The sequence below is a fragment of the Streptomyces sp. NBC_01210 genome (genome assembly GCF_036010325.1).
Taxonomy (GTDB): Bacteria; Actinomycetota; Actinomycetes; order Streptomycetales; family Streptomycetaceae; genus Streptomyces.
Window position 1 is genome coordinate 3,130,884 of sequence record NZ_CP108549.1, and the last position, 11,988, is coordinate 3,142,871.

Below are 11,988 nucleotides of genomic sequence, written 5' to 3' on the forward strand. Positions count from 1 at the left end.
CCGTTTCGCGCTCAGGTCCTTTTGGGAACGGGGATCCGCCACAGGTCCTGGGCGACGGTCAGCTCACCCTCGTAACCGGCGGCTCTGGCCTGCCGCTCGAACTCGTACGGGTCGCTGTAGCGCTGCGAGAAATGCGTCAGCACGAGATGCCGCACGCCCGCGTCGCGCGCCACGCGGGCCGCCTGGCCGGCGGTCAGGTGGCCGTGGTCCGACGCCAGTTGCTCGTCCTCGTCGAGGAAGGTGGACTCGATGACGAGCATGTCGCAGCCCTCGGCCAGCGCGTACACGCCGTCGCAGATCCTGGTGTCCATGACGAAGGCGAAGCGCTGGCCCCTGCGTACCTCGCTGACGTCGTCGAGAGTGACACCGTCGAGCACGCCCTCGCGCTGCAGCCGGCCGACGCCCGGACCCTGGATGCCGTGCGCGGCCAGTCTCTCGGGCAGCATCCGGCGGCCGTCGGGCTCGGTGATCCGGTAGCCGTACGACTCGACGGGGTGCGAGAGCCTGTGGGCGTCGAGGGTGTACGCATCGGTCGTGGCCAGTACGGCGCTGTCGCCGCCCACCGGCTTCTGGTCCAGCGCCACCGTCTCGCGGTAGGCCGTGGCATACCGCAGCCGTTCGAAGAAGCGCTGTCCGCTCGCCGGGTAGTGCGCGGTGACCGGGTGCGGGACCCGGTCGAGGTTGATCCGCTGGATCACGCCGGCGAGCCCGAGCGAGTGGTCGCCGTGGAAGTGCGTGACGCAGATCCGGTTGATGTCGTGCGCGGCGACACCGGCGCGCAGCATCTGGCGCTGGGTGCCCTCGCCGGGGTCGAAGAGGATGCCCTCGCCGTCCCAGCGCAGCAGATAGCCGTTGTGGTTGCGGTGCCGGGTGGGGACCTGGCTGGCGGTGCCGAGCACCACCAATTCACGTACGGACAAGTCGGTGTACCCGCTACCCGGGAGGCCACTCGAGGCCGCGGCCGCCCAGCATATGCGCGTGCGCGTGGAAGACGGTCTGGCCCGCGCCCGCGCCGGTGTTGAAGACGATGCGGTATCCGGCGCCGTCGACCTTCTCCTCACCGGCGACCTCGCCGGCCTCCCGCAGCACATCGGCGGCGAGCTGCGGCGCCGCGGCGGCGAGGGTGGCGGCGTCGCGGTAGTGCGCCTTGGGGATGACCAGGATGTGCGTCGGGGCCTGGGGGTTGATGTCGCGGAAGGCGACGATGGTCTCCGTCTCCCGTACGACGGTGGCCGGCACCTCCCCCGCGACAATCTTGCAGAACAGGCAGTCAGCCTGCGGTTCTCCCGCCATGACCGGGGTCCTCCTCGCGTGTGGTCGGTACCGACGGCATCGTATAGCCCGCGTCCGGGCAGGCCCGCCGCGGCGGGGTCAAGTGTGCCGAGCGCCCTTGCCCGTCCGCCACGACGGCCGGGGGTCACAACGGCCGGCGGTCACAGACGGCCGGCGCCCACGACTGCGCGAACCGGCCGGCGGTCACGCACGGGCGCGACCGCCGGCGGTCACAACGGCCGGCGCTCCGCTGCGCCAACCGGCCGTCACCCATTCCGCGGCAGGCCTCGCCGGCTCTGCCTACGGCAGGCTCGGCGCCGACTTCGCCGGGTTCTCCGACAGGACCGCCAGCGCCATCCGGACCGCCTCGTCCAGCTGCGGGTCGCGGCCCGCCGCGTGGTCCTGTGGCGTCATGACGACCTCCACGTCCGGGTCCACGCCGTGGTTCTCCACACCCCACTCGTAACCCTCCAGCCAGAAGGCGTACTTCGGCTGCGTGACCAGTGTGCCGTCGACCAGGGAGTACCGGCTGTCGATGCCGACCACGCCGCCCCAGGTCCGCGTGCCCACCACGGGGCCGATGCCCAGCGCCTTGATCGCCGCGTTGACGATGTCGCCGTCCGAGCCCGAGAACTCGTTCGCCACGGCCACCACCGGGCCGCGCGGCGCGTCCTGCGGATAGCTCTGCGGCTGCATCCCGCGCGGCAGGTCCCAGCCCACGATGCGCCGCGCCAGCTTCTCCACCACGAGCTGCGACGTGTGGCCGCCGCGGTTCTCCCGGACGTCCACCACCAGGCCCTCCTTCGCGACCTCGACCCGCAGATCGCGGTGGATCTGGGCCCAGCCCGGCGCCTGCATGTCCGGCACGTGGAGATAGCCCAGTCGGCCCCCGGACCGCTCGTGGACGTAACTACGCCGGTCGGCGACCCAGGCGTGGTACCGCAGCGGCTCCTCGTCCGCGAGCGGGACGACCACCGCGTGCCGCGGATCGCCGCCGCCCGCCGGGGAGATGGTGAGCTCGACAGCCTTGCCCGCCGCGCCGACCAGCAGCGGCCCCGGCCCCGTGATCTCGTCCACCGGTCTTCCGTCCACCGCGAGAATCGCGTCCCCGGCGCGCACCGCGACGCCGGGCGCGGCGAGCGGTGAGTGGGCCTGCGGGTCGGAGGTCTCGGACGGCAGGATGCGGTCGACGCGCCAAGTACCGTCCGCGGAACGGGAGATGTCGGCGCCCAGCAGCCCCTGCCGCGCCGCGGCGCTGCCGTAGCCGCCCCGGGGCGTGACATACGCGTGCGAGGTGCCCAGTTCGCCCTGCACCTCCCAGAGCAGGTCCATCAGGTCGTCGTGCGTGGCCAGCCGGGAGAGGACCGGACGGTACCGCTCCAGTACGCCGTCCCAGTCGACGCCGCCGAGATCCGCGCGCCAGAAGTTGTCGCGCATCAGCCGCCCGGCCTCGTCGTACATCTGCCGCCACTCCGCGGCCGGGTCGACACTGCTGCGTACGCGGGCGAGATCGACGGTGATGTTGGTGTCGCTGTCCTCGTCGCGAGAGGGCCTGCGGTCACTCGGTACGACCTTCAGCTTGCCGTCCGCGTACAGCAGCACCCGCTTGCCGTCACCGCTGACGTCGAAGCTGGTGGCGTCCGCGACGAGTTCCTCGATGCGTTGCTGGACCAGGTCGTACCGCTCCAGCGCGGTCTTCGGCCCCGGGTCGTCGGGCGTGGCCCGGGTCGCGCCCAGGACACCGCGCATCGGATGGCTCAGCCACAGCAGTCCGTCCTTGGCGGCACGCAGCGTGGAGTAGCGGCCCGCCTCGACGGGGAACGGCACTATCCGGTCGGCGAGTCCGTCGAGATCGATACGGGTGACGGGGGCGCCGCTCTCCTCACCGTCCCGCTGGTCCCTGCCCCGGTCGTCCTTGTCCGCTTCGAAGGCCCGGCCGTGGCGCTGCGGCCCGAACGGCGACGGGGTCGTGGCGGCCAGCGTGATCAGATGCGGGCGGCAGCCGCCGACGAAGGCCAGATCGAAGACATGCGTGTCGTAGACCGGGTCGAAGGCGCGCTCGGAAAGGAACGCCAGATGCTTGCCGTCGAGCGTGAACGCGGGCTGGAAGTCACGGAAGCGCAGCGGGGTCGCCTCGGAGACGGACAGATCCGCGGTGTTGGCGAGCTTGAGCTGGCGCAGCGGGGACGGTCCCGGATGTGACCAGGCGAGCCAGCCCGAGTCGGGCGAGAAGACCAGGCCGGTGGCGTGGCCGTGCTCGCTGTGGTCGACCTCGCGGACCTCGCCGCTCTCCCGCTCGACGAGCAGTACCCGGCCGTCGTGCGAGGCGACCGCGGCACGGCTGCCGTCGGGCGCGACGGCAAGGCTGAGTACCCTGCCGAGCCGGCCCGCGCCCAGCCTGCGCGGTGTCGCCCCGGGCGCCGGGCCGACGGCCGGTGCGAACTCGAGGGCGTCGTCCCCCTCGGCGTCCGTCACCCAGACCACATGCTCCTCGCCGTCAGCCCGGAAGGTGCGCGGCAGCCTGGCCCGTACGCCGGGCTGCACGCCGAGCGCCCGCGCGGGACCTTCGCGGTGGGTGACCCAGTGGACGCCGCCACGGATCTCCACCGCGCTGCCGCGCCCGGTGTGGTCGGGGGCCGCGGTGCCGAGATGGCGGTCGGCCTTGACGGGGCGCGGCCGCAGATCGGTGCGCTGGCCGCCGAGGCGGATGTCGAGCCGGCGGGGCCCGTCGCTCTCGAGGCCGTCGAGCAGCCACAGTTCACCGGCGGCGGCGTACACGACCCGGGTGCCGTCGGTGGAGGCATGGCGGGCGTAGAAACCGTCGATCCCGGTGTGGCGGCGCAGCTCCGAACCGTCCGGCAGCGACGAGTAGACGGCTCCGACACCTTCGTGGTCGGAGAGGAAGGCAACGCGCTCCCCCACCCACAGCGGATACTCGACATTCCCGTCGAGGTCCTCGTGGAGGCGTACGAACTCGCCCTCGCCCGGCCGGTCGATCCACAACTTGCCCGCGGTGCCGCCCCGGTAGCGCTTCCAGGCGGCGGCCTCCCGCCCCATGGTGGCCGAGAGCAGCAGCGTGTGCCGACCGAACGCCACATCACCGACCGGTCCGTACGGCAGGACGGTGGCGGGCCCGCCGTCGAGTGGCACGGCCCGGGCCCAGCTGCGGCGCAGCGAGGCCTGGCCGTACGTACTGATCGCGAGGACCTCGCCGTCCGGCGTCCAGCCGCGTACGGACGTCTTCCCGCTGCCCCAGTGCGTCAGCCGGTCCGAAGGACCGCCGTCGACGGGCGCGAGATGCACTTCCGGCGCGCCGTCACGGCGTGAGGACCAGGCGATGTGCGCGCCGTCGGGCGAGATCCTCGGATGGTCCACCGGTACGTTGTCGGCGCTGACGCGCCACGCCCGGCCGCCGTCGAGCGGCGCGACCCAGACGTCGTCCTCTGCGGTGAAGGCGATCAACTCGCCGTGGACATGCGGATACCGGAGGTAGGCAGGCTGCGTCACACCGTCACCCTAGGCAGGTGGCCGCCGCCCGGTCACGCCTTTCCGATCACTTGGCCTGGTCGGGTGTCGCGGTCACGGTGACCGTGACGGTGACGGTGGGCCGCGGCGGGTCGCCCGGGCGGTGGGTGACGGGCGGGGTGCGGGTGGGCGTGCGGGTCGGTGTGCCTGCGCAGTTGCCGAGGACGTCGGCCTGGAAGACGACCTTGCCATTGACCTTGGCGATGAGATCGCCGCGTACGCACCTCCCGGAACGCTCCTCCGTGACCTTGCCCTTGAGCGTGATGTCCTGGCCGATACCGGTCTTGCCCTGGCAGTCGACGGTGGCCACGCTCCGGGCGGAGGGCGACGCGGACGCTCCGCCGGCCGCCTTGGAGCCGCCACCCAACGTCGCCGTACAGCTGAGCCACCGCACGTCGAAGCCCAGTCGCTCCAGCGTGCTCGTGCCCGTCCTGTCGGTGGTGACGGCGACGGCGACGGAGCTCAGCCCGCCCGTCGGTTCACAGGCCGCAACGCCCACAACTGCCGTACCGGCAACGCCGATTGCGGCAAGGGTGCGCCGGTGTCGTACTCGTCTCAAGCCCCGCATGGAGGGCAGAGTGTCACCGAGTGCCCAGAAGGAAAAGAGTGGTTGCGGCCACCTTTCCCCCGTACGGTCATGCAATGACCAGGAAGCTGATCCGGACGCGCCGGCTCGTCGTCGACGAGAACACCGTCTACATGTGGTCGGTCCGTCATAAGCACGCGCGCGCCGACGGCCGTTGTACGGACTGCCGCACCTCGCTCTCGCTGCGGCGCGAGGGGACGACGGCTCGCCTGGAGCTCGCCTTCCGGGCGGGCCCCGGCCGGTTCATCGCCGAGGGCTACTGGGAATCGGGCTCGGTGGGCGACTCCGAGCGGAACTGGCTGAACCTCTACGAGCCGGGGTCCGCGCGGCGTCTTCTCGACGAGGCGACGGCGCGCGGGCTGCTGCCCACCGCGGCAGGCACGACCGAGGTCGACGGCTGGCCGCTGTTCGACGCGGTGGTGACGGGCGGCACGGGCGACCCGGGCTCGGGCGTGTCCTAGCGAGGTAGCCGCCGCTTCAGGACCAGCGGCCGGTGCGGCCCAGCAGCAGCGCCGTGGCGGCCGTGCCCGCGGTCGACGTGCGCAGCACGCTGCGTCCGAGCCGGAACGGCTTCGCGCCCGCCTCGGCAAATGCCGCCAACTCCTCCTGCGACACGCCCCCTTCGGGCCCGACGACCAGCACGATCGAGCCCTCGGCGGGCAGCTCCGCGGTGGCCAGCGGCTCGGCGCCTTCCTCGTGCAGCACTGCCGCGAAGTCGGCTTCGGCCAGAAGTGAGGCAATCTGCTTGGTCGTTGCGGCGTCCGCTACCTCCGGGAAGCGGAGCCTGCGCGACTGTTTGCCCGCCTCGCGCGCGGTGGCCCGCCACTTGGCGAGGGCCTTGGCGCCCCGCTCGCCCCTCCACTGCGTGATGCAGCGGGCGGCGGCCCACGGCACCACGGCGTCCACACCGGTCTCCGTCATGGTCTCGACGGCGAGTTCGCCGCGGTCGCCCTTGGGGAGGGCCTGGACGACGGTGATACGAGGCGTGGGTTCGGGCTCCGTCGGGAACTCGAACGGCTCGACGATCAGCCGGTCCTTGCCCTCCGTCCGCAGCACGACACCGGCCGCGCCGCGCCCTCGCCCGTCCGTCAGCACGATGTCCTCACCGGACTGCAGCCTGCGTACGGAGACGGCGTGCCGTCCCTCGGGCCCGTCCAGGGTGAGGATCGCGCCAGGACCCACGCCCTCCAGCGAGTCGACGACGAATACGGGCGCGGTCATCAGGCACCGCCCAGCGCCAGCGCGGCCCGCGCGGAGTCCAGTTCGGCGGCGAGTACCTCGACGAGCTGACCGGCGGGCAGCTCGCGCGCCATCCGGTGGCCCTGTCCGGCCCAGAGAGCCATGCCCTGCGGGTCGCCCGCCTTGGCAGCGGCCTTGCGCAGGCTGCTCGTCAGATGGTGCACCTGGGGGTAGGCGGCGGGGGCGTACGGACCGTGTTCCCGCATGAAGCGGTTGACGAGGCCGCGGGCGGGCCGCCCGGAGAAGGCGCGGGTGAGTTCGGTGCGGACGAACAGCGGATTGGTCATGGCCTGCTTGTGCAGCACATTGGCGCCGGACTCGGGACAGACCAGGAACGCGGTGCCGAGCTGCGCGGCGCTCGCACCGCCCGCGAGCACGGCGGCGATCTGGCCGCCGCGCATCAGTCCGCCGGCGGCGATGACCGGCAGCTGCACGGTCTCGCGGACCAGCCCGATGAGCGAGAGCAGCCCGATCCCGGAGCCGTCGGCGGCGGGGTCGTCGCGGTGCGTGCCCTGGTGGCCGCCGGCCTCGATGCCCTGCACACACACGGCGTCGGCACCGGCCCACTGCGCGGCCTGCGCCTCCTCGGGCGTGGTGACGGTGACCACGGTGAAGGTGCCGGCCTTCGCGAAGGAGTCGAGCACATCGCGGGTCGGACAGCCGAAGGTGAAGGAGACGACAGGAACGGGGTCGTCGAGGAGGATCGCGAGCTTGGCCTCGTACCCGTCGTCCCGTCCGCTGTCGGGGTCGCCGAGAGGCGTCTCGTACCAGGCGGCCTCACCGGCGAGCTGCTGCCGGTAGACGCCGACGGCGGCGGGGTCGGCGGTGTTGGGCTGCGGCATGAAGAGGTTGACGCCGAAGGGCTGACCGGTGAGCCCTCGGATCTGTTTGACCTCCTGGTACATGCCGTCCGCCGTCTTGTACCCGGCGGCGAGGAAGCCGAGCCCACCTGCGTCGGAAACGGCGGCGGCGAGCTGCGGACAGGAGGCGCCGCCCGCCATGGGGGCCTGCACGATCGGATACCGGCAGAGATCGGTCAGTGCGGAGGACATGCAGGCATGGTGCCATGTTGCTCGCGCGCGACCGAATCGGGCGTTCCGGTGTCCTCAATCGCCGGACAGGCTTCAATATCAGCCCCTCCGGCGTTTGAGGAGCGGGGCTTGGGGCGGAGCCCCAACAAGAGCCCCGCCGGCGGTTGAGGCGCGGGGCCCCGGGGCAGAGCCCCGGCAACCCGCGCCCCCCAACGGCTACCGCCCGTTGAACGCGTCCTTCAGGCGGGAGAACAGACCCTGCTGCCCCGGCTGGAACTGCCCCGTCGGCCTCTCCTCGCCGCGCAGCTTCGCCAGATCCCGCAGCAGCCGCTCCTGGTCCGCGTCCAGCTTCGACGGCGTCATCACCTCGACGTGCACGATCAGGTCGCCGCGGCCGCCGCCCCGCAGATGCGTGATGCCACGCCCGTGCAGCGGGATCGACTGGCCGGACTGTGTGCCCGGTCGGATGTCGACCTCCTCCATGCCGTCGAGCGTCTCCAGCGGGCACTTCGTGCCCAGCGCCGCCGCGGTCATCGGGATCGTCACCGTGCAGTGCAGGTCGTCGCCACGCCGCTGGAAGACCGCGTGCGGCAGCTCATGGATCTCGACGTACAGATCACCCGCCGGTCCGCCACCCGGGCCGACCTCGCCCTCGCCCGCGAGCTGAATGCGCGTGCCGTTGTCGACGCCCGCCGGGATCTTCACGGTCAGCGTGCGGCGCGAGCGGATACGGCCGTCACCGGCGCACTCCGGGCACGGCGTCGGCACGACCGTGCCGAAGCCCTGGCACTGCGGGCACGGCCGCGAGGTCATGACCTGGCCCAGGAAGGACCGCGTCACCTGCGAAACCTCACCGCGTCCGCGGCACATGTCGCAGGTCTGCGCCGAGGTCCCCGGCGCCGCGCCCTCACCCGAACACGTCGTACAGACGACAGCCGTGTCGACCTGGATGTCCTTCGTCGTACCGAAGGCCGCTTCGTTGAGGTCGATCTCCAGCCGGATCATCGCGTCCTGGCCCCGTCGCGTACGCGACCTGGGGCCCCGCTGCGACGCCGTACCGAAGAACGCGTCCATGATGTCGGAGAAGTTGCCGAAGCCACCGGCCCCGAATCCACCCGCGCCTCCGCCGCCCGCCTGGGACAACGGGTCTCCGCCGAGGTCGTAGACCTGCTTCTTCTGCGGGTCCGACAACACCTCGTACGCGGCGTTGATCTCCTTGAAGCGCTCCTGCGTCTTCGGGTCCGGATTCACATCCGGGTGGAGTTCACGCGCAAGCCGGCGGAAGGCCTTCTTGATCTCGTCCTGCGATGCGTCGCGGCGTACGCCGAGTACGGCGTAGTAGTCCGTGGCCACTTACGACTCCGCCAGGATCTGTCCGACGTAACGTGCCACTGCGCGTACCGCTCCCATCGTTCCGGGGTAGTCCATGCGGGTCGGTCCGACCACGCCGAGTTTGGCAACTGCCTCGTCGCCCGAACCGTAGCCGACTGCGACCACGGAAGTGGAGTTGAGGCCCTCGTGTGCGTTCTCATGACCGATACGTACGGTCATGCCCATGCCCGAGTCCTTGGCCTCGCCGAGCAGCTTGAGGAGCACCACATGCTCCTCGAGCGCTTCCAGCACCGGCCTGATGGTCAGCGGGAAGTCGTGCCCGAAGCGGGTGAGATTGGCCGTGCCGCCGATCACCAGCCGCTCCTCCGTCTCCTCGACCAGCGTCTCGAGCAGGGTCGCCAGCACCGTGGACACAGTGCCGCGGTCCTCCGTCTCGAAGGAGTCGGGCAGCTCCTGCACCAGGTGCGGCACATCCGCGAAGCGGCGCCCGACGATCCGGCTGTTGAGCCGGGCCCGCAGGTCGGCCAGCGAGGCCTCGCCGAACGGCGCGGGGCAGTCGATCATGCGCTGCTCGACCCGTCCGGTGTCCGTGATGAGCACAAGCATCAGCCGGGCGGGCGCGAGGGACAGGAGCTCCACATGCCGGACCGTGGACCGGGTCAGCGAGGGGTACTGGACGACGGCGACCTGCCGGGTCAGCTGCGCGAGCAGCCGTACCGTACGGCCCACGACGTCGTCCAGGTCGACGGCTCCGTCCAGGAAGTTCTGGATGGCGCGGCGCTCGGGCGCCGACAGGGGCTTGACGCCCGCCAGCTTGTCGACGAAGAGCCGGTAGCCCTTGTCCGTCGGGATGCGGCCGGCGCTGGTGTGGGGCTGGGCGATGAACCCTTCCTCTTCCAGCACCGCCATGTCGTTACGGACAGTAGCCGGGGAGACACCGAGCTTGTGCCGCTCGGTGAGGGCCTTGGAGCCGACGGGCTCCTCGGTGCCGACATAGTCCTGGACGATGGCGCGCAGCACCTCGAGTCTGCGTTCGCTGAGCATTTGCGCACACCTCCAGCCGTGGTTCCTTGTGGTGACTGCTTGGCACTCGTCATGTCCGAGTGCCAGCACTCCCCCGAGCCAGTGTACGGCTGTGGGGTACGCCCCTAGCAAGGGCCGTCCTGCAGGGCTGTCCTGCAATCGCGGCCGACCACGGTACCTCGCGACACCGCTGGTCCTTGCCGATAGCGTCGCGGTATGGACGTCAGTTGGGAAGACTTCGGCTGGGAGCGGTTGGCCGACGGGGTGGGGCGTCGGCGGCTGCCTGTCTGGGACGCGACCGTTGGACTGGTCGCCGGTGAGGACCGTGTCCTCATGTACGACACGGGTTCTACGCTCCGTGAGGGCGCCGAGCTCCGCACCCAGGCGCAGGCGCTGCTGGGCGGTCGCCGAGTGACGCATATCGCACTGAGTCATCCGCACTTCGACCATGTACTGGGGACCGCGGCGTTCTCCGGGGCCGAGGTGTTCGGCGCGGTCGGCGTCGACGTTCTGATGAGGCGGGAGCGGGACGAGATCCGCGGCACCGCCGTACGGCACGGGGTCCCGGTGAAGGACGCCGCGGAGGCCGCCGATCTGCTGGTACTGCCGCACCATCCGGTGTGCGGGGAGTGGACGCTCGAGCTGGGCGGCCGCCAGGTGCTGCTGGCCAATGTCGGACCCGGTCACTCTGGCCACGATCTGGCACTGCTGGTGCCGGGCGAAGGCCCGGGCAGCCCGGAGGTGGTCTTCTGCGGAGATCTGGTGGAGGAGTCGGGCGAACCGCAGGCGGGCCGGGATGCGATCCCGTCCCGCTGGCCGGCGGCGCTGGACCGGCTGCTGTCGCTGGGCGGCGAGGACGCGGTGTATGTCCCCGGGCACGGGGCGGCGGTCGACGCGGCTTTTGTACGCGCACAGCGGGATTCGTTGGCGGAGCGCTTCGGCGTGTCGTAGCGTCGGCCAAATGCGCAGCTACAGCCCGGATCTGACGCCTCCTTGGAAGAAGCAGCAGCCGGCCCCGGAGGTCCCTGCCGAGTCCGACCTGGTCGTGGAGGAGGTCGCGACGGGTCTCTGCGGTGCGGTGATCCGTACCGAGAAGACGGCGGAGGGCCCGACAGTCACGCTCGAGGACCGCTTCGGCAAGCACCGGGTGTTCCCGCTGGTCCCGCGGGGCTTTCTGCTGGAGGGCCGGGTGGTCACCCTGGTCCGCCCCTCGGCGACGGCCCCGGCCCGCCCGGCACGTACGGCCTCCGGCTCGGTCGCGGTCCCGGGGGCACGGGCGAGGGTCGCGCGGGCGGGCCGTATCTACGTGGAAGGCCGCCACGACGCGGAGCTCGTCGAACGGGTCTGGGGTGACGATCTGCGGATCGAGGGCGTGGTCGTGGAGTACCTGGAGGGCATCGACGACCTCCCGTCGATCGTCAAGGAATTCGCGCCGGGCCCGGACGCGCGCCTCGGGGTGCTGGTGGACCATCTGGTCCCCGGCTCGAAGGAGTCCCGTATCGCGTCCCAGGTCTCCAGCGACCACGCCTTGATCGTGGGCCACCCGTACATCGATGTGTGGGAGGCGGTGAAGCCGTCCTCGGTGGGCATCCGGGCGTGGCCGTCGGTGCCGCGCGGCCAGGACTGGAAGACGGGCGTCTGCCGCGCACTTGGCTGGCCGGAGAACACGGGAGCGGCGTGGCAGCGGATTCTGTCGGGCGTGCGGTCGTACAGGGACCTGGAGCCGGAGCTGCTGGGGCGAGTGGAGGAGCTGATCGACTTCGTGACGGCTCCGGGGGTGTGACCGGGGCTCCGCCCCGGACCCCGCGCCTCAATCGCCGGCGGGGCTCGAGTTGCCGGTCCGGCGAAATGCAAGCCCGCCCGGCGATTGAGAACAGGCCCGAAGGGCGTACGAGGGATCCGGGGCGGAGCACCCCACGCGGCGGAGCCGCTCATCGACACAGCGGGAAGGGGCGGGTAGGGGAACAGGCCCCGCAGGGC

General features: G+C 71.6%; 11 protein-coding genes. 3 read left to right on the forward strand and 8 right to left on the reverse strand.

From position 1 onward, the window contains the following. Positions 1 to 11: 11 nt before the first annotated feature. The 4 genes from OG735_RS14190 to OG735_RS14205 all read right to left on the reverse strand — a co-directional run bounded on the left by OG735_RS14190 (position 12) and on the right by OG735_RS14205 (position 5,365). Complete coding sequence (locus tag OG735_RS14190) at positions 12 to 920, reverse strand: ribonuclease Z (RefSeq protein WP_327323535.1); 909 nt, start codon at positions 918 to 920, stop codon at positions 12 to 14. Positions 921 to 933: 13 nt separating this feature from the next. Then, positions 934 to 1,293 carry a histidine triad nucleotide-binding protein gene (locus OG735_RS14195; protein WP_327323536.1) on the reverse strand — a complete coding sequence of 120 codons (360 nt, stop codon included), beginning with the start codon at positions 1,291 to 1,293 and terminating at the stop codon, positions 934 to 936. A gap of 279 nt (positions 1,294 to 1,572) precedes the next feature. Beyond that, positions 1,573 to 4,779 (reverse strand): S41 family peptidase, encoded by a 3,207-nt coding sequence (locus OG735_RS14200; RefSeq protein WP_327323537.1) that lies wholly within the window; start codon positions 4,777 to 4,779, stop codon positions 1,573 to 1,575. Between the two features lie 46 nt (positions 4,780 to 4,825). Next, complete coding sequence (locus OG735_RS14205) at positions 4,826 to 5,365, reverse strand: hypothetical protein (protein ID WP_327323538.1); 540 nt, start codon at positions 5,363 to 5,365, stop codon at positions 4,826 to 4,828. Between the two features lie 74 nt (positions 5,366 to 5,439). Between OG735_RS14205 and OG735_RS14210 the strand changes: the two genes are divergently transcribed. Continuing rightward, a complete protein-coding gene (locus tag OG735_RS14210) occupies positions 5,440 to 5,844 on the forward strand; it encodes a hypothetical protein (protein ID WP_327323539.1) in 405 nt (134 codons plus the stop codon). Between the two features lie 16 nt (positions 5,845 to 5,860). Here OG735_RS14210 and OG735_RS14215 read toward each other — a convergent pair whose 3' ends face one another. From OG735_RS14215 to hrcA, 4 genes are all read right to left on the reverse strand, one after another. Continuing rightward, on the reverse strand, positions 5,861 to 6,604 hold the full coding sequence (locus OG735_RS14215; RefSeq protein ID WP_327323540.1) for a 16S rRNA (uracil(1498)-N(3))-methyltransferase: 744 nt from the start codon (positions 6,602 to 6,604) through the stop codon (positions 5,861 to 5,863). After that, the gene (locus tag OG735_RS14220; RefSeq protein WP_327323541.1) at positions 6,604 to 7,674 is read right to left on the reverse strand and encodes a nitronate monooxygenase; all 1,071 of its coding nucleotides are present in this window, start codon (positions 7,672 to 7,674) and stop codon (positions 6,604 to 6,606) included. Before OG735_RS14220 ends, OG735_RS14215 begins: the two co-directional genes overlap by 1 nt. A 195-nt stretch (positions 7,675 to 7,869) precedes the next feature. Continuing rightward, complete coding sequence (gene dnaJ, locus OG735_RS14225) at positions 7,870 to 9,006, reverse strand: molecular chaperone DnaJ (protein WP_327323542.1); 1,137 nt, start codon at positions 9,004 to 9,006, stop codon at positions 7,870 to 7,872. Continuing rightward, positions 9,007 to 10,029: a heat-inducible transcriptional repressor HrcA gene (hrcA, locus tag OG735_RS14230; protein WP_327323543.1), complete on the reverse strand. Its 1,023-nt coding sequence runs from the start codon at positions 10,027 to 10,029 to the stop codon at positions 9,007 to 9,009. Between the two features lie 195 nt (positions 10,030 to 10,224). On the opposite strand from hrcA, the gene OG735_RS14235 reads away from it, so the two are divergent. Both OG735_RS14235 and OG735_RS14240 read left to right on the forward strand, forming a co-directional pair. Next, complete coding sequence (locus OG735_RS14235) at positions 10,225 to 10,959, forward strand: MBL fold metallo-hydrolase (protein WP_327323544.1); 735 nt, start codon at positions 10,225 to 10,227, stop codon at positions 10,957 to 10,959. A gap of 10 nt (positions 10,960 to 10,969) precedes the next feature. Beyond that, positions 10,970 to 11,791 carry a DUF3097 domain-containing protein gene (locus OG735_RS14240; protein WP_327323545.1) on the forward strand — a complete coding sequence of 274 codons (822 nt, stop codon included), beginning with the start codon at positions 10,970 to 10,972 and terminating at the stop codon, positions 11,789 to 11,791. Positions 11,792 to 11,988 lie beyond the last annotated feature (197 nt).